This window comes from Dankookia sp. P2, from assembly GCF_050632255.1.
Lineage (GTDB): Bacteria > Pseudomonadota > Alphaproteobacteria > Acetobacterales > Acetobacteraceae > Paracraurococcus.
The window spans coordinates 5788022-5810703 of sequence record NZ_CP192581.1 but is presented as its reverse complement, the minus strand read 5'-3'; the positions used below and the strand labels follow the sequence as shown (position 1 = coordinate 5810703).

The window sequence follows — 22682 nt, the reverse complement described above, 5'->3', positions numbered from 1 at the left end:
CGTTCGATGCTGATAGTCTAAGTATCGTTTTGCATCTGGCATGGTTTTTTAGGCCTGGATCAGCTGCGAGGTCGTCAACCACAGATCGATTCTCAGCTCATAACGTTTCCGTAAGAAGTGAGAATTTCCGTTAAAGGCCGCTGAGCGGCGGAAGGCGGCGGCGGCAATTCTCGTCCCGTCGCGTTCTGGCTCTATCTGAAGCGCCTTACAGCTTGGATTGCCGGTCAATGAAGGTTCTGGTCACCGGCAGCGCCGGGTTCATCGGGTTCCATGTCCTGCCGCCGGCTGCTCGAGGCCGGGCATGCCGTCGCCGGCATCGATGCCATGGTCCCCTACTACGACGTCCGGCTGAAGCAGGCGCGGCATGCGCAGCTTGAACGCCAGCCCTGCTTCGCCCCTCATCTCTTCGACCTGACCGATGCGGCGCGCCTGTCCGAGGTGATGGCCGCCGAGGCGCCGGAGGTGGTCATCCATCTCGCCGCACAGGCCGGCGTGCGCTATGCCCTGGAACACCCCGAGAGCTACATCCATGCCAATGTCCAGGGCAGCTTCTGCCCTGCTGGAAGCCTGCAAGGCCCGGCCTGTGCGGCATCTGCTGATGGCTTCCACCAGTTCGGCCTATGGCGCCAATACCACGATGCCGTTCCGGGAGACGGATGCGGTGGCCTCGCCACTGAACATCTACGCCGCAACTAAGATGGCAACCGAGCAGATGGCGCACGCCTATGCTGCGCTCTGGCGGCAGCCGATGACCATGTTCCGCTTCTTCACGGTCTATGGGCCCTGGGGGCGGCCGGACATGGCCTTCTTCAAGTTCACCGATGCGATTCTCAAGCGGCCGCGCCATCGACATCTCACAACCACGGCCGGATGGAACGCGACTTCACCTATGTCGACGACCTGGTCACCGCAATCCTGCGCCTGGTGGATTGCGTGCCGACAGCCGGTCAGCCGGTGGCGGCCTGCGACAGCCTGAGCCCAGCCGGCCCCTTCCGGATCGTCAATATAGGCAATGCCCAGCCGGTCCAGCTGCTCGACTTCATCGCCGAGATCGAGCGTGCCTGCGGCCGCGAAGCTGTTCGCAACTACATGCCGATGCAGCCGGGCGAGGTGCTGAAGACCTGGGCTGACACCGCGCTGCTGCAGGCGCTCACCGGCTACCGCCCCTCCACCGGGATCGAGACCGGGGTCGCCGCCTTCGTCACCTGGTATCGCGCGCATTACGGGGTCTGACTCGCGGCGCGGCGTGGCGCTAGACAGCATCCAGAGACCGGCAAGGACTGCAGTCTAACCCAGCAGCATGACGGCAGCACTCCTCCCCGGTACGGCCGCAGAGGCCGCCGCTGGCATCGCATCCCGAAGCGGTGCCGCGATCCGCGGGCCTGCTCGCCTTGTCGCCGCGCCTGGTCCTCCTCGCGCTGCCGGACGTGCCGGGCATCGACCGCGTGGCCGAGGCGGTGCCGACCGGTGCGGAGGGACCGCTGCAGGCGCCACTCTCCTGGCAGAGCCTCGCCTTGCCCGAGGGCCGAATCAACCTGCTCCTGGCGCGCGCCCAGCCGGGCCTGGTGCCGAATGCCGTGCTGCAGCTTCGCCACCACCACCGGCGGGATGACGACCCGCCTGCAGCTGGAAGCCGCCGAGGATGCCGAGGCGCTGCTCGGCAGCGCGGCGCCGGGCGTCCTCCTGGCCTTGCTGCGCTTCCTGGCGGGCAAGGCGCTCGGTGCCTTCCGCGCCGCAGCGGATGCCGAGCTTGCCGCCCTATGCCGCAGCCTTGCCGCCACGCTGCGCGCTGGCGCGCGTGCGGCGCAACCGGTCGCCCGCTGCGGCCGCGATGCCTTGGCCTGGACGCTGCCCGCCGGGACTGCGCCGGGCCCGCATATCCTGCTGGCACCACGTCGCCTGCACCGCACCGTCCTGGCTGGGGAGCCGGCCATCCTGCCGGATTGCGGCGCGGCCGAGGGCTGGTTACTGCCGCCAAGTGGTGAGGCGCTGATCCACCTGCCCGTCCCGCCTCGGCTGCCCAGCCTCGGCCAGCTCGGCCGCGGCAAGGATCCGCGCGGCCGCGCCCTGCACCGCGCGGCAGCAGACGAGCTGGCGCGCGCGCGCCGCCACGGAAGCGCCGATGCAGCGCCTGCTGCGCGACCAGCAGCTGCTGCAGGCGACACTCCACATGCGCCAACATGCCGTGCCGGAATCTCCCTTCGGAGCCAGCCTCGATCTGGCCGTGCCGGACCATGCCGGCGGACTGTTCCTGCGCGGCTGGCTGCGCGACCCGCTCGGCCTGGTCGGCAGCCTCACCCTGGTCGGCCCACATGGCGAGCAGCCCCTGCCCTCCGCCACGCTGCTTCGCTTCCCGCGCCCCGATCTGGTGAAGGAGTTCGCCGCGGCCCCGCATGGCGGTGCGGAGTGCCAGGCCGGTTTCGCGCTGCACCTGCCAGACGGCGCGGCCCGCCCCGCAGCGCAGTTCCGCCTGCGGCTCGGCCTGACGACCGGGGACCAGATGACGCTCGTCGCCCCACCCGGCCTGCTGCACCCGCAGGCGGCGCGCGATGCCATCCTCGGCGCCATCGCCCCGGCCCATGCGACAGCGACGCTGATCGCCCAGGCGATCGCCCCGCCGGTCGAGCGCCTGCATGCCCTGGTCATGGCCGGCCGCGGCACGCCGGAGGTGATCCGCATGGGCCACCCGCCCCGGACGCCGATCGCCAGCCTGATCGTGCCGCTCTACCGCAACCTGCGTTTTCTACGCCACCAGCTCGGCGCTTTTGCCCGCGACCCTGACCTGGAAAAGGCGGAGCTGATCTACGTGCTGGATAGCCCGGAGCAACGCGACGAGGTCGAGCACCTGCTGCGCGGCATGCACCGGCTGTACCGCCTGCCACTGACGCTGGTGGTCCAGCCACGCAATCACGGCTACGGCGCCGCATGCCACGCCGGCGCCGCCGAGGCGCGCGCCCCGGTGCTGGTGCTGCTGAACTCGGATGTCGTGCCGGCCGCACGCGGCTGGCTGGCGCCGATGCTGGCCGCGCTGAAGCGCCAGCGGAAGCTGGCCGCGGTGGGGCCGAAGCTGCTGTTCGAGGACGGCTCGCTGCAGCATGCCGGGCTGTACTTCCTGCGGATGCAGGGCGAGGCGGAGTGGTTCAACGACCACTACTTCAAGGGCTATCCGCGGCACTGGCCGGCGGCGCAAGTCGCCCGCCGGGTACCCGGCATCACCGGCGCCGCCTTCTGCGTTCGCGCCGAGGCCTGGAAGGCGGTCGGCGGCATCAGCACCGACTACGTCATCGGCGACTACGAGGATCCTGACCTCTGCCTGCGGCTGCGCGCCGCGGGCGGCGAGATCGGATACGTCCCGCAAGCCGAGCTATTCCATTTCGAGCGGCAGTCGATCCGTGACCATGGCGGCTATGCGAGAAGCCTTGCCTCCACCTACAACCGCACCCTGCACCACCGCCGCTGGGCGCCCGAGATCGCCGCGTTGATGGCCCGCCAGGTGCGGGCGGAGCGGCACTGATGCGGGTCCTCTTCCTCTGCCACAACCACCCCGGCCTGCAGCCGGGCGGCACCGAGGTCTTCGCCCGCGGCCTGTTCCGCACCCTGCGTGACCGGCATAGCGTGGAGGGCATGTTCCTCGCCGCCGTCACCGGCGCGCACCGCGAACGCCGGCCCGGCACGCTGCTGCAGGGCATCGGCGATGCGCCGGACGAGGCGCTGGTCTGGCTCGGCCATTTCGACCGCTTCAGCATGGCCCAGCCGGATACCTACGGGCTCGCCTCGCTCGGCCCGGTGATCGAGGCGCTGCGGCCGGACATCGTGCATGTCCACCACCTGCTGCAATTCCGGGGTGGAGACGGTGGACCTGCTCCGCCGCGCCGCGCCGCAAGCCCGGCTCATCTTCACCGCGCACGATTTCTTCCCGCTCTGCGCCCAGGAGGGCCGCTGCTGACGACCGATGGCCGGCTCTGCTCCGGCCCCTCGCCCGATCGCTGCCAGGCCTGCTTCCCCGGCCGCAGCGGCGCCGACTTTGTCATGCGCGAGCTGCAGATGCGCGACGTGCTGGGCGAGTTCGATCGCATCCTGACGCCGAGCGCCTTCGCCCGTGACCGCTACCTCGCGGCCGGCTATCCGGTCCGGCAGGTCCAGGTCATGCCGAACGGCATCGCTGCCCTGCCGCCGGCGCCGCATCGCGCCGCGGCCAAGGGTCGGCGCGACCGCTTCGGCTTCTTCGGCCACCTCAACCGCTTCAAGGGCGGAATGGTGCTGCTCGATGCCTCGCGCCGGCTCTCGGCCGAGCGCGTAGACCATGGCGTCACGCTGCATGGCGGGGCCGCCTACCAGTCGGAGGCGTTCATGGCGGGCCTCGCCACGGCGCTGGCCGATGCGCCCGCCGCGCGGCATCACGGTCCCTACGAGGCCGCCGGCCTGTCCGGCCTGATGGCGCAGGTCGATTGGGTCGTGGTGCCCTCGATCTGGTGGGAGAACGCGCCGCTGGTGATCCAGGAGGCCTTCCTGCACCGCCGCCCGGTGATCTGCGGCGAGATTGGCGGCATGGCCGAGATGGTGCGGGACGGCGTCGACGGCCTGCATGCCCCGGTCGGCGACCCGGCCGGCTTGGCGCGGGTGATCCGCCAAGCGATCGAGACCGAGGGGCTCTGGGACCGGCTGGCCGGGAACATCCGCCCGCCGCTAACGATCGAGGCGGCCGCGCTGCTTCACCTCGACCTCTATCGGGACACCCTGGGCGCGCGCGCCGCGTGACGAGCCCGCTGCAAGGGAAGCACAGACCATGCTGATCCAGACACCGGACGCCACGGCCCCCGACGCCGAGCGGCTGAGCGAAGCCGGGTCCGGCCAGGCTGGGCCGGGCCGCAGCTCCGATGTTCGCGGGGTGATCGACAATGCGACGCCTGACCGCCTTTATGGTTGGGCCTGGGATTTCGGCCATCCGGCGCATCGCGTCCAGGTGGTCCTGCGCATCGCCGGGGAGACGCTGGCGGAAGCGCGGGCCGATGGCGCCCGCCCCGACCTGGCGAAGGCGGGGATCGGCGACGGCTGCCATGCCTTCGAGCTGCCGCTGCGCCCCGAATGGCGCGACCGGCCGACGGAGCTGGCCGTGATCGCCTTCGGCGAGGACGGCCGCGAATACCCGATCGCGGTCCGCCTGCCGCGCCAGCCGGCGCAGCCCGGCAACCCGCTGCAAAGGACGATGGACGGCGTCATCGCCGAACAGCGCAACCTGCGGCGCGAGCTGGTGGCCCTGCGCGAGCAGGCCGGCCAGCAGCATGTGGGCCAGCAGCCGGCCGAGGCGGCGGCGATCGAGACGCTTCAGGGCCGGGTGCAGCAGCTCGAGCTCTGGCTTACGCGGCTCGATGCGCGTCTGGCCGAGCTGACGGCGCCTGCGCCAAAGGCGGCCGCGACAGGGATCGATCCCTGGCAGGCGGTGCTCTATGCCCTGCTCGCCTGCCTGTCGACCGGGCGCTGGCCGCCGCCGCCTGCGCTGGCTGGGCTGAGCGGCATGGCGACTGCCCCAAAGCCTGGCGCCGGCCCCGCAGCCTCGGCTGACGCGTTGCTGCGCGGCGCGATCGAAGACACCTTGCGGATCGTCGCCGGATGGTTCGCCCTGACGCTCGGGCTCGGCCTGATCGGCGTGCTGCTAGGCTTCGGCATCATCCTCAACAAGAACAGCCTCTTCACCCTGCTGCCGGTGACGCGCAGCGCCGATACGCTTTTTGCCGCCGCGATCTTCTGGACCATGGCCCTGGTCGCCGTCGCGGTGGTCCGGATCATCCAGCACCGCGCGGTCGCCGCGGTATCCCGCTACATCGCGGAACGCCTAGCGGTGCCGACCGTGCTCTGCACCGCGCAACGGGCCGGCCGACCCGAAGTGCTCTCCAGCGCCGCGCTCGATGCGATCGAGACTCTGCGCGGCGCATTGTCTGGCCCACTGCCGCACATCGCCATCACCCTGCTGACCGCGCCGCTGCTCCTGGCGCTGATCTTCGCCATGCATTGGGTGGCCGGCGTCATGTCGCTGGCCTTCTGTCTCGCAGGCACCCTGGTCAGCCTATTGATGACGAGGGCCGCGCACCGGGCGGCCGCGGTGGCCGGAGAAGGCCGCAGCAGGGCCTTCGGCATGGCGGCGGACGCCATGCGGTCGGGCGAGGCGGTGCTGGCCATGGGCATGCTGCCGCGCCTGGTGCGCCAGTGGGTCGCGACCGCGGCCGAGGGATCGGCCGAGGCCTGGGACGGCGAGCGCCGGGCCGAGCGGCTGCAGACACTGCTGGATTTGCTGGTCGGCGTGCTACGCGGCAGCATCATGTTCCTCATGGCGGCGCTCAGCCTGAGCGGCCAGAACATCAACGCCACCTTCGGCGCATCCGTGCTGGTGATCGGGATGGTTGTCAGCCCCTTCATCGGGATCGGCACGCATCTGCGCGACCTAACCGAGGCGATGGCGGCCTGGCAGCGCCTGCGCGCGATGATGCGGGCGACCGCGGGGATCCCCGAGGGAATTGCCTTCCCGCCGCCCGCCGTGCGGCTGACCGCCGAGCACCTGTCCTTCGGCTTCCGCGGCCCGCAGCCGGCGCTTTTCCGCAACCTCCAGCTCGAAGTCAGCGCCGGCGAGATCGTCGCCGTCGTCGGCCCTTCCGGCAGCGGCAAGAGCACGCTGCTGCGACTGCTGGTCGGGATCCTGCGACCGAATGGCGGCGGCGTGTACCTGGACGGCCACGCCACCAGCCAGTGGGACCGCCGGGAGCTCGCTCGGCATCTCGGCTACCTGCCGCAGGACGCCTTGCTGTCGCGCGCCACCGTCGCCGAGGTGATCGCCCGGCTTGAGGCGCCCGACGTGCCGGAGGTGCTGGAAGCCGCGCAGCGCGCCGGGGCGCATGCAACGGTCATCGGCCTGCCCTGCGGCTATGCGACTCCGCTGACCGGCGGCTGGCAGCTCTCGATGGGCCAGCGGCACCGCATCGCCCTCGCCCGCGCCCTCTACGGCCGCCCGCGGCTATTGGTGCTCGACGAGCTGGCCGGCGCGTTGGACCCTGAGGGCGAAGCGGAGGTCGCGCGTTTGCTGCGCCGGCTGAAGGCGGAAGGCACTGCGGTCGTCTTCACCACGCATCGGCCGAGCCTGCTGGACGCCGCCGACCGTGTGCTGGCGATCCGCCAGGGCCAGTTGGTGCCAACGGGAGAGGAGCGCTTGCCGCCCGCCGGACGCCCACAGAAGCTGCCGCGGCCGCGCCGCCCGGCAATGGTGCCCGCATGAGCAACCCTGCCCCCGCAACAGTCTGCGGCTGCGCGACCTCGGCGTGACGCCGAGCTTCGTCGCCGCCCTGGTCCTGCTGACGCTCGCCAGCCAGACGGCTTTCCTCGGCTTCCTGCTGGTGATGAAGCATCTGAGCGACGGAGTGCTGGACACCCGGAACAGCGCGACGGCGATCGGCTTCGCCGCACTGTTCAGCCTGGTCGTCGGGCTTTCCGGCTGGTACGGGCACCTCCGCACCCGGCTGCTTGGAGCGCTTGCCGAGCGACTGGGCGTTAGCCTGCGGGCCGAGGCGCTGCAGGCCGCGGTCCGCAACGCGGTCCGTACCGACCTGGCGCAGGGCGCTACCGTGCTGCGCGAGATCGCCAAGGTCCAGGCGCTATTCGCCAGCCGAGCGGCGATGCTCGTCCTCGAGCTGATTGGCGCCGTGGTCGCCATCCTGGTGATGTTCACCCTCGACACCACGCTCGGCTTCATTGGCCTTGGCGGCGCCATGCTGGTGGCGGGCCTCGGGGTCGCCTTGCACCTTGCCACCCGCAAGCGGCTGCGGGACGGCGCGCAGGCGATGGACGAATGCGAGACGGAGCTGAGCGCCCAACTCTCCCACCCGGACCTGGTCCGCGGCCTCGGCCTGGTTCCCGCGACCCTGTCGCGCTGGCAGCACCGCTATGGCGCCGCGTTATCGGCGGAGGATGCGACGCATCGCCGGACCGAGGCGCTGCACGAGATCGAGACGCTGGTCGTCAACCTGCTGCAGATGGGCGCCTTCTTCCACGTTGGCAGGCTGCTCTTCGACGGCTCCGCCACGGCAGGCATGCTCATGGGCGTCTACTTCTTGATGTCGAATGCGCTGCATCCCTTTTCCCAGCTGACGGTCTCCTGGGAGAACTGGGCGGGCGGCATGACCGCCTGGGGTCGGCTGCGCCGGGCCATGCGGCAGGATGCGGCGCCGGCACCGTTGCCGCGCGACCCGGCGGCGCCGGTCGGGCTGCTGCTGGATGGCGTCGCCTTCCATCCGTCGGGGCGCCCGACGCCGATCATCGGCGGCATCTTCCTGTACCTGCCGCCCGGTTCGGTCTGCACCGTCCAGGGCGCCAACGGTGTTGGCAAGAGCACGCTGCTGCGGCTGACCCTTGGCCTGCTGCCACCGACCGCGGGCCGCGTGCTGTTGGACGGCCAAGACAGCCACCATTGCGAGCGCGAGGAATTCGGCGCGCGCATCGGCTACCTGCCGCAGGACGTGCAGCTGCTGGACACGGACGTCTTCAACAACATCGGCCGCGGCCCCGATGCGGCGCCGGAGGACGTGGTGGACGCGGCGCGGGCGGCCGGCGCGCATTCGATGATCGGTCACCTGCCGCTCGGCTACCAGACCCAAGCCGGCCAGACCGCCGGCCTCTCGGCCGGGCAGCGCCGGCTGGTCGGCTTGGCGCGGGCGCTGTTCGGGGAGCCTTCCTGCTGGTGCTGGACGAGCCGGAAGTCGGGCTCGACGGCACCGCCAGGGCCGAGTTGCGCAGCGCGGTGGAGCGCATGCGCCAGCGCGGCGGCATCGTGCTGGTGGTGACGCATGAGCCGCAGACCTGGGCGGATATCGCCGATACCCGCCTCATTCTCGGCCCCGCCGGCCATTGGGAGACGCAGACCGGGCGTCCCGGCGCCGGCCTCATGGAGAACGGCCTTGCAGCAAATCGTTGAACGCGGCGGGACCATCGCCCTTCCCTCGCCGCTACCACGCCCTTCGCTGGAAGCGCAGCTGGAGGCGGCGATCCGCACGCCGCCGGTAGCGCGGCTGACGCGCCGAGCCCTGCTGGTCCTCGGCCTGACCCTGCTGCCGCTCGGCGGCTGGGCGACGATGACGACGATCGAGCAGGCGGTGCTGGGCAATGGCCAGCTGATTCCGGAAGGCAAGCGGAAGACGGTGACCCTGCTGGAGCCGGGCATCCTCCGCCACCTTATGGTGAAGGAAGGCAGCTTCGTCGAGGCCGGGCAGCCGCTGGCGCAACTCGATGTCACCCAGGCGGAGGCGGCGTCCGACCAGGCCCGCGCCGCGGTCTGGAGCGGCCGCGCCCGCATCGCCCGGCTGCGGGCGGAGCAGGCAGACCAGCGCAATCTGGAATTCCCGGCCGAGCTGCGGCAGGCCGCCGCCGCCGATCCGGCGATCGACATCTTCCTGAAGGCCGAGCAGGCCCTCTTCGCCGCCCGCTGGTCGAATTACGACAGCCAAATCGCGGTTGGGGAGAAGCAGATCATCCAGTTCCGCGAGCAGGCCGCCGGGGCCCGTTCCCAGCGCGAGGGCGCGGAGCAGCAGGTACGCTCGGCGCGAGACCAGATTTCCGGCCTCGCGCGGCTGCTGTCGCAGGGCTTCGCCTCACGCTTCACGGTGCTCGAGCTGCAGCGGCAGGAGGCAATTCTCACCGCCCTCGCCGGCACCTCCGCCGCGCAGGAGAAGCAGTTCCAGCAGGCCATGCTGCAGGGCGAGCAACAGCTCACCACGCTGCGCTTCACCCGGCTATCCGATATTGCCAACGACCTGCAGACGACCGAAGCCACGGTCGCCTCGGCGGTCCAGCAGCTGCGCGCGGCGCAGGACGTGCTGGCACGGCGGGAGCTTATAGCGCCTGAGGCCGGGCGGGTGACCAACATCCAGGCCTTCACGCCCGGCAGCAGCATCGCCGCCGGCCAGCCGATCCTCGACCTAGTCCCGGCTGCGGACCGGCTGGTGGTCGAGGGGCAGATCCTGCCGAGCGACATCGAGCAGGTGGCGGTCGGCCAGAAGGCCAACCTGCGCCTGAGTGCCTACCGGATGCGCGAACTGCCGGTGCTGCCGGGGCGGGTGACACTGGTCGCCCCCGATATTGCCACCCTGCAGAACGGCGAACACTACTACACCATCCGAGCGGAGCTGGAGCCGGATGCGCTGCGGCACTTCCCCGAGGTGCGGCTCTTCGCCGGCATGCCGGTGGAGATCTACGTCCTCGGCGAGAAACGGACGCCGATCAGCTATTTCTGGACGCCGATCCGACATGCGGCGCGGCGGGCCTTCCGGGATTGAGGCCCGCCCTCCCACAGCCTCAGCGCCGGGAGGCCTGGGCCAGATAATTGTCGAAGGACAGCTCGGCGACGCGGAACCAAGCCCGCATGTCGTCGCGCGCCTTCGCCCAGTTACCGTGGATTTTCTTGTACTCGGGGCTTTTCGCCGCCAGCTCCTGTTCCAGCGCCAGTGCCTCGCGGTAACAGGCGTCCATCACCTCGCGCGGGAAGGCGCGGAGCTGGGTGCCACTCGCCAGCAGGCGCCGCAACGCATCGGGGTTGCGGGTATCGTAGCGAGCGACCATCCAATGCGTCGCCTCGGCCGCGGCGACGCGGATGGCGGCCTGGTAGCTCTTCGGCAGGGCGTTCCATTGCTCGAGGTTCACCACCAGCGAGGTATTTGCCGCGCCCTCCCACCACGCGGGGTAGTAATAGTAGGGCGCGACCTTGTTGAAGCCGAGCTTCTCGTCGTCATAGGGGCCAAGCCATTCGACCGCGTCGATCGTGCCGCGTTCGAGCGCCGGGTAGATGTCGCCGCCTGCCAGCTGCTGTGGCACGCCGCCGACCCGCTGCAGCACGGTCCCGCCGAGCCCCGCGATGCGCATCTTGAGGCCCTTGAGGTCCTCGGTTGTCTTGATTTCCTTGCGAAACCACCCGCCCATCTGCGCGCCGGTGGTCCCGAGCGGCAGGGAATAGGCGTTGTACTGGCGAAACACCTCGTTCAGCAGGTCGATCCCGCCGCCCTCGTACATCCAGGCATTCTGCTGCCGGGTGTTAAGACCGAAGGGTACGCCGGTGGCGAAGGCGAAGGCGGGATTCTTGCCGATATAGAAGGAGGAGGTGGTGTGGCAGGCCTCCACCGTGCCGGCCTGGACGGCATCCAGCGCCTGCAGGGCGGGCACCACTTCGCCCGGGCCGAAGACGCGGATCTGGAAGCGGTCCTCGGTCAGCTCGGCGACGGTCCTGGCGAAGACATGGCCCGCGCCGTGGATGGCGTCGAGGCTGGTGGGATAGCTGCTGGTCAGCCGCCAGCGGATCGCAGGCGTCTGGGCATGGCCGATGGCGGGGCCGCAAGCGGGACGGTGGCAGCGGCGACGGCGCTGCGGCGAAGGATGGCGCGGCGGTCCATGGTGGGGTCCCTTCCGGGGTGATACGGAGGCGGCAAGAACCACGGAAGCGGGCGGCGGAAAAGCCCCCTCATTGCGCGAAGGCGGGTTGCCCTGGGCGGGTCGCGCCACTATGGTCCGCCGCCCTGCGGGAGCCGCGACGGTACCCCAGGGCGATGGACAGGTGGCCGAGCGGTCGAAGGCGCGCGCCTGGAAAGTGCGTATACGTCAAAAGCGTATCGTGGGTTCGAATCCCACCCTGTCCGCCATCGCACGCGGTTGTTTGCCGCGCCAACGGCGCCTCCACGCCACAGTCCACAAACCAGGCCACAAAGCCAAGCTTAGTAGAGCCATTATGGTAGTTGAGTCGTAGGTGTTGAGGCTTAGGCAGCACTTCGATCGGGGCGGCGAAGCTTCCTGCGAGCTATGAGGCGCTACGACCTGCGCCCTCAACACGGTCGGCGGGTCGGAGGGCCTGGGCGGGGTGACACCGGTAGGCGCTGAAGTGAGGCGGTTGCCAGGCTACATGCGGCTGGTGCCGGAACGAAGGCCGCAGCTACGATTGCCGTTCCAAGGCGAATGGCTAAAGGCTGCTGGACGATGAACTTTCATCCCCCTTCGACCAGCCTGCCGGGGATATCCTCTTTATCGAGGACTGGGCATCAGACGACTTCGACGTCATGCCCAAGGGGGCGAGGCCGAAGCGCACCGTAGTCTGTCCCAACCCGCCGCCCCGGTCTTATCTGATAGGCGGACACCGCTACCTATTCAAACATCCCAGCGGACGGACGGCGCAACAGATTTGGAGCGAGGTCATAGCCTACAAGCTTGCTCGCGAAGTAGGGGTAGATGTACCGCCCGCATTCCTTGCGTGCGATAGCGCGACGGCTGAGGCCGGCGTCCTTATCGAATACTTCTATGGGCCTCCTGGGCGACGAGACGTTAGGTTCGTCCATGCGGTTGATAGGTTCCAAGCCCATGCTATCAGCTTTGACGAAAAGGCTGGCGCGCTAACCAACAATATTGCCGTCTCCCGAATGCAAGGAGCACCGGATTGGCGAGGGTGGTGGGCTCGAACCCTCGCCTTCGATACATTGATCGGCAACACGGATCGACATTCGGAGAACTGGGGATTTCTTGTCGATTGGCAGGCTGGCTCCAGACCGACATACGAATTGGCGCCTGCGTTCGATAACGGAAGCAGCCTAGGGTGCGCCATCAGAGATGAGGATCTCATCCGGTATCATGAGCCGGACCGTTTCAAGCGCTTCTTAGGTCGTGGCCATCACTATAGCTGGCGAGATCGAGATGATACGCCTGGAGGGCACGCTGCATTGTGCGGCAATTTGTCGGGCGATATGGCGAAGCTGCCCCGATCATGGGTAGGATCGCGGCCGTACCCGATCTGACGATCGATCGGATTTTGGCTGGCTGCGTGGAGTGTCCGTTCCCGGTGACGTTCTCAGCACAGCGCGCAGAGTTTGTGCGCGCGCAAATCCGGGCTCGGCGTGACGCGCTGGTTCGGCATCTGGGAGGCTGAAATGGATCGCTGGATCAAGCATTTCGTGGAGCCGCCAAAGCTGATCCTGTCTTGGCAATCTCCGCCCGGGATCGCCGATCGTGCACGTTGGGCCGTCGGTGAAGTAGTCCGCGGAGAAGAAGTTACCTTTCGGTATTTTCGCGGGCAGGAGCTGGCTGCCGCAAACGGCGGACGCACGGAAGAGCGGCTCTGCGATGCGGGATTTGCTGGCTATCCCGCGTTCCGCTGGACGCGGTTCAAGGCTGGGCATGTCTTCCGCGACCAGGTTTTGGAGGCCTTCCTCAGGCGCGTTCCGTCGCGTCGGCGGGAGGATTTTGGACGTTACCTGGAGCGCTTTCGTCTGCATCGACTCTCAAGTTTTTCTCCATTTGGACTTCTCGCTGCCACTGGCGCCGAACTTCCTAACGACGGGTTCTGCTTGGTAGACCCGCTCGACGTGCAAACGGCTGTTCAGGACGTAGTGCTTGAGATTATGGGTCACCACTACTACGCACTTGAGGGGCGTCGATTGAACGTCGGTGCGGCGGTAAATCTGGTGCCGGAACCTACGCTGGAGCGTGATCCGAACGCTGTTCGGGTAGAACAAGACGGTGAGCTGCTCGGTTACGTTAACCGCCTACAAGCCAAGGCCGTATCCGCTTGGTTGGCCGACCGGTCTATCTACGCTTGGGGTGCACGCGTGAATGGATCAAAGGATCGACCGCGCGCATTCATGTTCGTAGAAGTCCGCGCTCACGCGCTCGCGCCGGCGGCCTGAACCCTTCGCTGAGGCCCAGCCCAGCCCGTCCCTGTAGCCGTTGCCGGAGTGGCTCAAGCCGGATCCGGTCCTGCATGGTCACCGTTGGCGGGCCGGCCAAGAGGGCGATCTGCTTCCGCGCAGCGCGAGGCGGCAGGCTGCCGAAGGTGAAACCCAGCGCCGCCTGTTATTTGCCCTCATCTGAGATTAGCCCGCCCATACTCCGCCACCCACTCCTTCATTGTCATCTCAGGCGGCGCCAGCATCACCGGCCCGGTCCCACCAGTGCGGCGCTGATGCCCGCCAATCGCCGCCTCAGCTGCTGCTGGATCCGCTAGCTCCTCGTCGGTGACCCAGACGACATAGCTCCTCGCAGGCTGGCGACTGCCTTCGAGAGCCTCCAACCGCCGGCGCATCGCCCCGGTCACGGCTTACACTCCTTTGTCTCGGCGACATTAGCGATGATGCACCCGAGTTCGGCGTCTGTCGTGCTTTCAGGAAGCCCCAGAGCGCCGCGTCGGGCCACTGCTCTGGTGGGACATGCCGGAACCCCTCGCAGCCCGTTCCATCGGCGCGCTCGAGGCGGGTAAGGCGCAGATCGATCGGCTTCATGCCTGAGCCTCCCTATCGGCAGCAGCGCGGGGTGCCACGCGCCCTGCGATGAGCCTTGCCGCCATCACTCCGCGTCCCCGATGGTGACGACGATCAGGCGGGCATTCCGTAGGACCCTCTCACCGCCAAAATGCCGCGCCAAAGCGGCCCGGCGGGTCTCGCCTGTTGCCTGATCTACAACCACGGTTTCCCAAGGCGGCGGGGCGCTCGGCCTGGCCTTCTCCAGCGCGGCCAGCTTCGCTTCCAGCCGCATCAGGGGTTCGTCCTCTGCTCATGTGCGTCTTGGATCGGGGTAGCGTCCGCGGAGGTGGTGGAAACTCCGGCCTTGGCCGGGGTGTAGGGCTGAGGTGGCCATCGGCCCAGGCGGTCTAGGGTGGCGACAGGACCAGCTATCAACCGCGGCACTCTCCGCGTGGGCCGCAAATCGGTGTCCCAGTATCCGCAGGCGGTTCAGTGAGCGGCGGCATGGGCTGGGGCACCTGCTCCCCTAGCGCCTGCAGTCGTTGGCGGGCGTCGGCGTTGCCCTGTTCGGCGGCGAGCCGGTACAGCCGCACCGCCTCGGCCCGGCTGCGCACCAGTCCGCCGCGGCCCTGCTCGTGCATGAGGCCCAACTGGGCCTGCGCGATCTCGTCTCCCTGCCCGGCGGCGAGGCGGTAGAGGCGCACCGCCTCGCGCTCGTCCTTGCGCAACCCGCCGCGGCCCTGCTCGTACATATTGCCAAGGTTGGTCTGCGCTATCGCGTGTCCCTGCCCGGCGGCGAGGCGGTAGAGACGTGCCGCCTCGCGCTCGTCCTTGCGCAACCCGCCGCGGCCCTGCTCGTACATAATGCCAAGGTTGATTTGTCCGACCGCGTTGCCCTGCCCGGCGGCGAGGCGGTAGAGGCGCACTGCCTCGCGCTCGTCCTTTGGCAGCCCGCCGCGACCCTGCTCGTGCATAATACCAAGGTGGGCTTGTGCGACTGCGTCGCCCTTCTCGGCAGCGAGGCGGTAGAGGCGGACAGCTTCGATGTCATTGCCCTCGCGCACTCGCTGCCAGCCGAGCAAGGTATTCTCCGCTGGTGACCGAGATGTCGCATCGGGGCTTGGCGTCGGCGGCAGGGCGGCCGCGGGTGCCGCGGGCTGGTCCGGCGCCAAAGCGGCGGGGAGCGGCGTCGTCAGAAGGGGCACCGCGGCGGGCTGCTGTGGTGCTGACGGCGCAAGGGCGGCCAGGCGGTTGCGGGCGAGGTCGGCGTAGAGGCCCTGTGGGAAGCGCCGCAGGTAGGCCTCGAAGTCCTCGCGTCGGTTGCTGTCGCGTACAGCCGCCCACAGCGCTGTGTCGGCGGCCAGCGGGTCGGGTTGAGGTGCCGGCGCGGGCGGCTGTGCCGGGCCGGCCAGGAACACGTCGCCATTGAGGTTGTCCACGATCTCCGGCCGCTGTCGGCCCGCAGTGGCCTGTAGCACGTCCGCGCGCACCCGGCGGAGCACCTGCGCCACGTCGCGCTCCGGCGTGCGCAGGTGCCGCGCCAGTGCCGCGGCGTAGGGGCTGTTGCGCCCGGTCCCGTCGTCCGCCAGCGCTCCGGCCGAGGTGGCGTACGAGACAAGCGTGCCCAGCGGTAGACTGGCCTGGGCGACAGGGATCAAGCCGCTTCGTGCCTGTGCCCCGCGCGTGCCCTGGCCGGCCATGCGCGCCGCCGCCGGATTGTCGCGGCAGGCGTCGAGTAGGATCACCACCGCGCCCCGGCTGCGCTGCGCCGTCTCAGCCAGCAACTCGCGCAGGGCCAGCGCTTGGCGCGGTAGGTCGCGCGCGTCATCGAGCCGGGCATCGGTGGGCAGCAGGTAACTCTCCGGCACCTCGCCCGGGGCGGGGGCGAGTTGCAGCCCGTGGCCGCTGAAGTAGACCACCGCCAGCTCGGCGCCGCGCGCCCGCTCGCCGAATTCACGCACCGCCCGAAGAAGCCCGGCGAGGTCGAGATCCAGCAGCGGCTCGACCCGGCCGCCCTCAAAGCCTAGCCGGCTAAGCTCGGCGGCCACCGCCCGCGCGTCCGCGCCCGGGTTGTCCAGCGCCGGCATGAGCCGGTAGGCCGCGTTGCCCACCACGAGTGCCACCCGGCCCTGCGCCGAAGCGGACCCGGACCAGCATGCCAGCAGCAGGATGGTAAACGCGAGAAGGAGGGGAGCGATGACCTTGCGGCCGCATCTCGCGCCACTCTGCGCGGACCCCGCCTGCCGGTGCCCAAGGGCTTTTCCGCCGCCCCCCAACGGCCCCACCGGGATAAAGAATTCGCGGAACATGCCCGCCTTCAAAGTTGTTTTAGGAGATTTTGTATTTTGCTGATTGGTACCGGCAAATGGCAGCCTCGTGAGCATAGTTTAGTTCGACTTTGTGAATAATTCGCCCAGAAGAACTCGTCCGAGGGATTGCACGTCGGGTCCGGCCGCACTCCTCGCTCGGCTACCGACCACCCGCGCCAGAGACCGTGGCGATGGCGGGGCCAAGTACCGGCTCAGGAGGCGTGGTCGTGGTCCTGACCTGGTCTGGTCCTGATCCACTAAAAATCCGACCGGGCCACTCGATGGGGGCTGGTCACGCAACGTGTGCTGGTCTCGACCAGCGCCATGGGCGTGTCCAGACTGACCTCGCGGCGGATCTGGGCGGGGGCTGGTCAATGCGGGGTATAGCTGTTGCGGCCGGTGCCTTGATGGCGTTGGTATCGGGGCAAGCAAATGCCAGCCCCTGCGACGTCTCAGTCGCCGAGGTGATGGAGCGTACCGCCGCCAGCTTTCAACGTAGATCCCCAAGTGGCCAGAACGTCTTCCTGAAGCACCAAGCGGTCCGAGACTTTATCGTCTTCTGCGGGGTAGATGGGGAGGCGCCGAAATCGGTTGGCGGCGAGTGGGACGAGCTCTACCCGCCCCAGGGCTTTTCCCGGCTCTCGCTGCCGCCGGCAGCGTGGTGACTTTGGGGCAGGCCTTCCGTATCGAAACGGCTATCCGCGATTGTCACAAGCGCGCCCTGGCCGGCAAGGGTGAGCGAGGCTCTGGCGCAGTGCGAGCGGGTCCGGCTTACGTCACCTGCAACACGACGCGGATGTTCGAGGGCTCGGTGCTCGTCACCATCAGTCAGCCGAGCGGCGGATGAGAAGCGCTGGGTGGCCCGGATCGAAAGACTTTCCTTTTGGCCCACTCAGCAATGCTGCGCTTGCTGCTCGGCGGAAACATATACGACGTAGCCGCGCGCAGGCTGGGGCAAGCCTCTATCACCGCAACGCGCCGCTGGGTTGCACCGCCCATGGCAGCCTGTGCTTCGCCTCAGAGGCCCCTGTGGCGATGCGCCGGAGCTTCGGCATCATGGGTGCTCTCATGAAGCCCCAGGAAAGCCCAGAGCGCCGCGTCGGGCCACTGCTGCATCGGGACATGCTTGTAGGCCTGCCAGCCAGCCCCGTAGGCTTGCTCGAGGCGATGAAGGCGCGCCTGGACCGGCTTCATGCCTTCGCGTCTCCAATGGTGACGATGATCAGGCGGGCATTGGGCGGGGCTCCGTTGCTGCCGAAGTGCCGCACCATGGCGCCGGCACGGGTCTCGCCTGCGGTCTGGTCGACCAGCACCGTCTCCCATGGCTGTAAGGTGCTTGGCCTTAGCCGCTGCTCAATCGCTGCCAGCTTCGTCTCCAGTCGCATCACAGGCTCGTCCTTTGCTCGGGTTCGTCCTGCATTGGCTGCCAGGTGAAAACTAGCACCTTGGCATTCTGCGGAGCTCCGGCCGAGCCGAACCTGCGAGCCAGGGCCGCTTCCTCGCTCTCCCCGGGCATCAGGAACATGCAAATGGTCTCGGGCGTCTTGGCGGTCTTCCCTTCGAGCGCCGACAGCCGCCGGACAAGATTGCTTTCGCCCTTCATGGGCTGGTCCTTTCCTCAAGCGCTGCTATCCGTTCGGCGAGGTTTTGCGTCTCGATCGTCCTGCGCTGGATCTCGACGACGCCGGCGACGGCCTGGGCTTCTTCTGGCGTAAGCTCACCGGTCACCACCGCGTCGACGATTGCGGCCATGGCCTTGACCGCATCGGCTGGAGCCGTGATCGGCGGCAGGTCGAACTCGACCACGCGCCCCTTTCGCTCCGGCCAGATCCGCCGCAGCAGGATCTCCGCGGCGCGCATATCTCCGCCCCTCGCCGCGGTGACGACAGCCTCCAGGATATCCTTCGAGGCCTCGTCACCGATCGCGTCGAGGGCCAGCAGAGCTTTGTGGCGGGTCCCCTTCGGCTTCCCAGCCGGGTTGCCGGACTGGCCAGGCTCGAACGGCCTGCCCCGCTGTTTCGGCTGTGCATTACCAGCATCGGTGGTCACGGCTGGGCTCCTTGTTACCCCGACGCAGGGTGGTGCGATGCAGGTCGGCGACCGGGCGGAACGCTTGGTGCGCAAGCGTCCTGCTGCGCCGGTCGACCTCCAACTCGGTCGAATGGGAGCCGAGATACATCACCGCCGCCCCCAGCGGCGAACGACGGGTGGTGGGTTGTGGTGGGTTCTCTATTTAGAGCGTTATATAGATGATCCACGCACCCGAAATGATACGGCTGAAATGGGAAACCCGCCACAACCCACCACCCGGCCTGACAGGGAGTACTCATCAGAACACCCCTGTGTCGGACGGGCGGAGGCGAATGCCGATGAACATCGACCCCGCTTTGGTCGACTTCTTTGCGTGGTGCCGTTCAAGCGCCGCTGAAAAGGCCTTGTTGGTGCCGGCCACCTCACCCCTGCCCTCTGCCCAGGCTCGCCAGTCGCGGTAGAGGGCCGCCGATGGTGCCTCGGCCCGCGGGACAGGCTCGCACCGCTCGGCTAGCCACTGGGCCAGCATGTCTTGCTCGGCAAAGTACTCGGCCGTCGCGTCTGCCACGATCTGAGGTTTGCCCAGTCCTTCGCGCTGCCAGGCGAGGCAGCCCTCGATCGCCCAGGCCAGAATGCCGGACAGCTCCGCCCTCAGCCGCTCCTGCAGGTCATGGTCAGGCTGCGCCGGCTTGAAGGTGATGGGCAGGAGATGGAGCCGGCGCCGCATGGCGTCGTCCGGGTTGCGGATGGACGGGCGATGATTGCCGACCATCACCAGCTTGAAGGCCGGCACGTACTCGAAGAAGTCGCCGCGCATGAACCGGGCGGCAACCTTGTCCCCGCCGGTGAGGACCTTGATCCGGCTCTCGGCGAGGGCCCGGCCGGCTTCGGTCTCGGTGGCCACCACGAGCCGTGCGCCGCGGAGGGCGGCGAGGTCGGTCGGGTGCCGATCGCTGTTCGAGACCATGAAGGTCTCCATCGGCGAGGTGGTGGCATAGTCGCCGAGGGCCGCGGCGAGGGTGTTTACGAGCACCGATTTGCCATTCCCGCCGGGTCCGAAGGCGAACAGGAAGGCGTGTTCCCGGGTTTCACCGGTGAGCATGTAGCCGGCCCAGCGCTGCAGATAAGCTACGGCCGCAGCGTCGCCCTGCATGATCTCGAGGAGGAAGTCGCGCCACCGCGGGCAGTCGCCACCCGGAGCAACACCGGCCACCTTCGTGAAGAGATCGGTGGCTCGCTGCCGCCGCAGCTTGCCGGTCCAGAGGTCGACAACACCGCCCGGCGTGTTCAACTCCCACGGGCTCGCGTCGAATAGCTCCGCCGCTCGGGCATGCCGCCGATCGGCACGGGCCAGGCGCTCGACCGCGGCGACCTTCTGGCCACTCGCGATTTTTGCGATCCAACCTGCCCCGCCCTTGGTCCTGGCTTCAGCCTGAGCCGCCTGCTCCCGGCAAACGGACCGGACGAGATCGAATACGGCAAGCGTGCTGTCGCGCGCCCAGCGAGCACCGTCCCAGCGCAGCCATTGCCCCCATTCCGGCACGAACAGCAGATTGCCCGCGTGCCGGCTGGAGAAAGCGAGCCCCACCGCATCATCGGAGTACTCGGGCGTCTCGGCTTCGGGGCCGGCCGCTTCGGAGATGGTGGCGCCGGCAGCGCGAAGCATCTGCTCCGGGGAAGCTGTGCCATGCATCACGCCGCATTCCCTCTCAGAACGTCGTTGAAGTCCCGTCCGGTCGGGGCAGCGACGATGCCGACCTCCCTTCCTGCTGCAGTCCACCGGCCGGCGCAGGCCTCGGCTGCGGCCATTCCGGCACCGTCCGCATCGGCAAAGATGGTCAGGGTGTCGATCCCGGGCAGCACGGGCAGCGAGCGGACCATGCCGGCGGAGGTCGCCGCCCAGACTGGCCGCCTGCTGAAGCCCTGCATGACGCTCAGTGCCGTCTCGATGCCCTCGGCAACACCGAGGCCCATTGTCACCTCGTCGTCCGACACGAGCCGCACCAGCCCAGCCTGGCCCGCCATCATCTTGGCCGGCATCGGGCCGGGCGCCTTCCCGCGTCCGTCCCGGGCGAGAAAGGTCCGGTGCACGCCGCAGGCTTCGCCGGTAACCGGGTCGCTCATTAGGGCCAGCATGGCCGGCCACCGTTCGGCACCGCGCGGGCATTCGGGATGGAAGCGCAACGGCGCATCCGCCGGCGGGAACAGTCCACGCGCCCCGAGGTAAGCCGGAACCAGCGACCCGGCCGCATCCGCTGGCCTCGCCTCGCGCCACAACCGCCGGGCCATGTCCAGGGTATCGGGCAAGGATGCCCCTTGCTTGCGCACAGAAGGCGCCACAGCGCGGCACGGCGTCTGGAGATGCTCACACATCTCCCGAATGCCGAGCCAGCCCAGCGCCCAGCGCCAGGCGTCTACCAGGCGCATGCGTCGAAGATGGGCCACCAGCGCCAGGGCATCCCCGCCGCAGCCCCCTCGTGATCAAACCATGAGCCGCGGTCAGGGCCGCCGACCACCACCGAGAGCGAACCTTTACCGCGGAACCGCCATTCCTGACGGCCCTTAGTGGTCGGCCTGTCGGCGGTGAGCTCGAGGACCAGCTCGGTCACGCGCTGCCCAAGCAGCTCCGCGACCTCACGCATGTCGGGCCCGCGTTTCATCGGCCACCTGCATTGCGCGGTGGGGCCTCGGCGAACATCAGCACGTGCGTGGGGTCGTCCTCGCCCTGCCGGTCCCGGTTTTCCATCACGAGCACCTTCAGCCCACCCAGGCGGCCGACCAGGTACTCGGTGCCTTTCGCACTAGTCCGGCGCCAAAGCTTCGCCGCGGTCAGCATCGGACCGGCGCGATCACGGGGTTTGTCCGAGGCGCTCATCCGCGCACCTCATGCAGTGGCCGGCGCGGGAAGCGGTCGCCTCCCGCGGACCGGAGCAGCTTGGGGGAAAGGCGGCGCTGGTACTCCGCAAGCAGGTCGAGCAGAGCCGGCATACCGCCGATGCGAGCGGTCAACTCGCTCAGCAGCTCGGCCGTGGCGCGCGGGCCCAGTTGGTGGAGATGCTCGACCCCGCGCCGGAGGCGGAGTGCATCGAGAGGGGTGATGTTCACGGTGTCGCGGCCTTTGTTGAAGGCGCGGCGGGCTGGAAATCTGAGGCTCGGCCTGCTATGTCGCGGGTGTCGAGTGTCCACGCCATAGTTTCCGCAGCCCGTCCGGTCCGCCGGGCGGGTTTTGCGTTTCAGGCGGCCTGCTGCGGCGCGCGAATCGAGGCGGTGGGGAGACTAGCCAGGAAGTCACGGACCGTGCCAGCGTCGACAAGCGTAGTCCGCCCGACCTTCATGAACCGAATGCGTCCTTCACCTGCCAATCGGTAGAGTGTCGAACGCGACAAGCCGAAGATGGCGGGCGCGCGGGGAAGTGGCACTGCCTCAGGAAGCTGAACATCCGAGCCCGTCGAGGCAGCACGCAGGGCTTTGTAGGCGGCAGGGTGCATCACATGTCTCCTGTGCCGTCATGTGCTGGTACGTCCCAGGCGGCACGGGAGGATGATTGCGGAGTACTACCTGCCTAAAATAGACCCATGAAATCAGTCAGCGCTCGATGATTTCATGGCTTCCCTGAACGTGCGCCAGTCAGACCTTATTGCGTTCTCTAGCGCCTTCACGGTGGGTTGCGGCTCGTTCGGATGGTTCACGCCGAGCCAGCAAAGCAATGCAGTCGCCTCAGAACGCAATGTGTCACGCGCGGTACCGCAGCCGAGGCGGCGTCTCATCTCAGTTTTCACCAGATCAGCGCTCGATGGCCGGCCTGCCATGCCGCTCCTTCGCCTAGCAGAAGTCGCAGCCGACCCTATGGCTGATGCCGATGCTGTTGCTTCGGCGAAGGTCCCGGCATCCTGAGGAGGGTCCACGTGCGGCTCCGCGGATTGAAGCGGGTGAGGCCAAAGCCGCATCACGTCCGCGGCGGCAAATGTAATTTCTCCCCAGCGTGGGCGAGTGCTGTCGAATACGTCGCCCAAGGCCGTGTGCCCGCCCTTGTCGGGAGGCAACTCCACCGTCCCCTGCGGAGTGATCGTCCGATCTGCGCCGCGGAAAACACTTG

Annotated in this window: 24 protein-coding genes and 1 tRNA gene; 12 read left to right on the top strand and 13 right to left on the bottom strand. The window is 68.5% G+C overall.

What is annotated here, in order from left to right; all coding sequences use genetic code 11:
* Nucleotides 1-270: 270 nt before the first annotated feature.
* From ACQ86J_RS34475 to ACQ86J_RS34465, 3 genes are read left to right on the top strand one after another with little or no spacing between them, the layout of a single operon-like run.
* The gene (locus ACQ86J_RS34475) at nucleotides 271-696 is read left to right on the top strand and encodes a GDP-mannose 4,6-dehydratase (RefSeq protein ID WP_431269049.1); all 426 of its coding nucleotides are present in this window, start codon (nucleotides 271-273) and stop codon (nucleotides 694-696) included.
* The gene (locus ACQ86J_RS34470; RefSeq protein WP_431269048.1) at nucleotides 599-976 is read left to right on the top strand and encodes an NAD-dependent epimerase/dehydratase family protein; all 378 of its coding nucleotides are present in this window, start codon (nucleotides 599-601) and stop codon (nucleotides 974-976) included. The genes ACQ86J_RS34475 and ACQ86J_RS34470 overlap by 98 nt, the downstream gene beginning before the upstream one ends.
* Nucleotides 871-1233, top strand: a complete 363-nt coding sequence (locus tag ACQ86J_RS34465; RefSeq protein ID WP_431272773.1) for a hypothetical protein — start codon at nucleotides 871-873, stop codon at nucleotides 1231-1233. The genes ACQ86J_RS34470 and ACQ86J_RS34465 overlap by 106 nt, the downstream gene beginning before the upstream one ends.
* A 732-nt stretch (nucleotides 1234-1965) precedes the next feature.
* On the opposite strand, the gene ACQ86J_RS34460 is transcribed toward ACQ86J_RS34465, so the two are convergent.
* Entirely contained in the window at nucleotides 1966-2112 is a 147-nt protein-coding gene (locus ACQ86J_RS34460) for a hypothetical protein (protein WP_431269047.1), read from the bottom strand.
* A 10-nt stretch (nucleotides 2113-2122) separates the two neighbouring features.
* On the opposite strand from ACQ86J_RS34460, the gene ACQ86J_RS34455 reads away from it, so the two are divergent.
* Genes ACQ86J_RS34455 through ACQ86J_RS34430 form a run of 6 tightly spaced genes read left to right on the top strand, consistent with a single transcriptional unit; the run spans nucleotide 2123 to nucleotide 10313 of the window.
* On the top strand, nucleotides 2123-3514 hold the full coding sequence (locus tag ACQ86J_RS34455) for a glycosyltransferase (RefSeq protein ID WP_431269046.1): 1392 nt from the start codon (nucleotides 2123-2125) through the stop codon (nucleotides 3512-3514).
* The gene (locus ACQ86J_RS34450) at nucleotides 3514-4758 is read left to right on the top strand and encodes a glycosyltransferase family 4 protein (RefSeq protein ID WP_431269045.1); all 1245 of its coding nucleotides are present in this window, start codon (nucleotides 3514-3516) and stop codon (nucleotides 4756-4758) included. Before ACQ86J_RS34455 ends, ACQ86J_RS34450 begins: the two co-directional genes overlap by 1 nt.
* Nucleotides 4759-4786: 28 nt before the next feature.
* Nucleotides 4787-7264, top strand: a complete 2478-nt coding sequence (locus tag ACQ86J_RS34445; protein WP_431269044.1) for an ATP-binding cassette domain-containing protein — start codon at nucleotides 4787-4789, stop codon at nucleotides 7262-7264.
* Between the two features lie 43 nt (nucleotides 7265-7307).
* A complete protein-coding gene (locus ACQ86J_RS34440; RefSeq protein WP_431269043.1) occupies nucleotides 7308-8825 on the top strand; it encodes an ATP-binding cassette domain-containing protein in 1518 nt (505 codons plus the stop codon).
* Entirely contained in the window at nucleotides 8792-8956 is a 165-nt protein-coding gene (locus ACQ86J_RS34435) for a hypothetical protein (protein WP_431269042.1), read from the top strand. The genes ACQ86J_RS34440 and ACQ86J_RS34435 overlap by 34 nt, the downstream gene beginning before the upstream one ends.
* Entirely contained in the window at nucleotides 8940-10313 is a 1374-nt protein-coding gene (locus ACQ86J_RS34430; protein ID WP_431269041.1) for an HlyD family type I secretion periplasmic adaptor subunit, read from the top strand. The genes ACQ86J_RS34435 and ACQ86J_RS34430 overlap by 17 nt, the downstream gene beginning before the upstream one ends.
* Nucleotides 10314-10332: 19 nt before the next feature.
* Here the strand turns inward: ACQ86J_RS34430 and ACQ86J_RS34425 are convergent, their stop codons facing one another.
* Nucleotides 10333-11529 (bottom strand): TRAP transporter substrate-binding protein, encoded by a 1197-nt coding sequence (locus ACQ86J_RS34425; RefSeq protein WP_431269040.1) that lies wholly within the window; start codon nucleotides 11527-11529, stop codon nucleotides 10333-10335.
* Between the two features lie 46 nt (nucleotides 11530-11575).
* On the opposite strand from ACQ86J_RS34425, the gene ACQ86J_RS34420 reads away from it, so the two are divergent.
* From ACQ86J_RS34420 to ACQ86J_RS34410, 3 genes are all read left to right on the top strand, one after another.
* Nucleotides 11576-11666: transfer RNA gene (locus ACQ86J_RS34420), tRNA-Ser, on the top strand.
* A gap of 411 nt (nucleotides 11667-12077) precedes the next feature.
* The gene (locus tag ACQ86J_RS34415) at nucleotides 12078-12806 is read left to right on the top strand and encodes a HipA domain-containing protein (protein WP_431269039.1); all 729 of its coding nucleotides are present in this window, start codon (nucleotides 12078-12080) and stop codon (nucleotides 12804-12806) included.
* Between the two features lie 99 nt (nucleotides 12807-12905).
* Entirely contained in the window at nucleotides 12906-13694 is a 789-nt protein-coding gene (locus tag ACQ86J_RS34410; protein WP_431269038.1) for an HIRAN domain-containing protein, read from the top strand.
* A gap of 655 nt (nucleotides 13695-14349) precedes the next feature.
* Here the strand turns inward: ACQ86J_RS34410 and ACQ86J_RS34405 are convergent.
* The 11 genes from ACQ86J_RS34405 to ACQ86J_RS34355 all read right to left on the bottom strand — a co-directional run bounded on the left by ACQ86J_RS34405 (nucleotide 14350) and on the right by ACQ86J_RS34355 (nucleotide 22074).
* The gene (locus ACQ86J_RS34405) at nucleotides 14350-14538 is read right to left on the bottom strand and encodes a hypothetical protein (protein ID WP_431269037.1); all 189 of its coding nucleotides are present in this window, start codon (nucleotides 14536-14538) and stop codon (nucleotides 14350-14352) included.
* Nucleotides 14539-14677: 139 nt separating this feature from the next.
* Nucleotides 14678-16555 carry a caspase family protein gene (locus ACQ86J_RS34400; protein WP_431269036.1) on the bottom strand — a complete coding sequence of 626 codons (1878 nt, stop codon included), beginning with the start codon at nucleotides 16553-16555 and terminating at the stop codon, nucleotides 14678-14680.
* Between the two features lie 1190 nt (nucleotides 16556-17745).
* Nucleotides 17746-17940, bottom strand: coding sequence for a hypothetical protein (locus ACQ86J_RS34395; protein WP_431269035.1), 195 nt, complete (start codon nucleotides 17938-17940; stop codon nucleotides 17746-17748).
* Complete coding sequence (locus ACQ86J_RS34390; protein WP_431269034.1) at nucleotides 17940-18158, bottom strand: hypothetical protein; 219 nt, start codon at nucleotides 18156-18158, stop codon at nucleotides 17940-17942. Before ACQ86J_RS34390 ends, ACQ86J_RS34395 begins: the two co-directional genes overlap by 1 nt.
* Nucleotides 18155-18604 (bottom strand): DUF5681 domain-containing protein, encoded by a 450-nt coding sequence (locus ACQ86J_RS34385; protein WP_431269033.1) that lies wholly within the window; start codon nucleotides 18602-18604, stop codon nucleotides 18155-18157. Before ACQ86J_RS34385 ends, ACQ86J_RS34390 begins: the two co-directional genes overlap by 4 nt.
* A 280-nt stretch (nucleotides 18605-18884) precedes the next feature.
* Nucleotides 18885-20279 carry a phage/plasmid primase, P4 family gene (locus ACQ86J_RS34380; protein ID WP_431272636.1) on the bottom strand — a complete coding sequence of 465 codons (1395 nt, stop codon included), beginning with the start codon at nucleotides 20277-20279 and terminating at the stop codon, nucleotides 18885-18887.
* The gene (locus tag ACQ86J_RS34375) at nucleotides 20279-20893 is read right to left on the bottom strand and encodes a DUF7146 domain-containing protein (RefSeq protein ID WP_431269032.1); all 615 of its coding nucleotides are present in this window, start codon (nucleotides 20891-20893) and stop codon (nucleotides 20279-20281) included. Before ACQ86J_RS34375 ends, ACQ86J_RS34380 begins: the two co-directional genes overlap by 1 nt.
* Nucleotides 20894-21000: 107 nt before the next feature.
* Nucleotides 21001-21246, bottom strand: coding sequence for a hypothetical protein (locus ACQ86J_RS34370; protein WP_431269031.1), 246 nt, complete (start codon nucleotides 21244-21246; stop codon nucleotides 21001-21003).
* On the bottom strand, nucleotides 21243-21461 hold the full coding sequence (locus ACQ86J_RS34365) for a hypothetical protein (protein WP_431269030.1): 219 nt from the start codon (nucleotides 21459-21461) through the stop codon (nucleotides 21243-21245). The genes ACQ86J_RS34370 and ACQ86J_RS34365 overlap by 4 nt, the downstream gene beginning before the upstream one ends.
* Nucleotides 21458-21691: a hypothetical protein gene (locus ACQ86J_RS34360; protein ID WP_431269029.1), complete on the bottom strand. Its 234-nt coding sequence runs from the start codon at nucleotides 21689-21691 to the stop codon at nucleotides 21458-21460. The genes ACQ86J_RS34365 and ACQ86J_RS34360 overlap by 4 nt, the downstream gene beginning before the upstream one ends.
* Nucleotides 21692-21819: 128 nt before the next feature.
* Nucleotides 21820-22074 carry a helix-turn-helix domain-containing protein gene (locus ACQ86J_RS34355; protein WP_431269028.1) on the bottom strand — a complete coding sequence of 85 codons (255 nt, stop codon included), beginning with the start codon at nucleotides 22072-22074 and terminating at the stop codon, nucleotides 21820-21822.
* Nucleotides 22075-22682 lie beyond the last annotated feature (608 nt).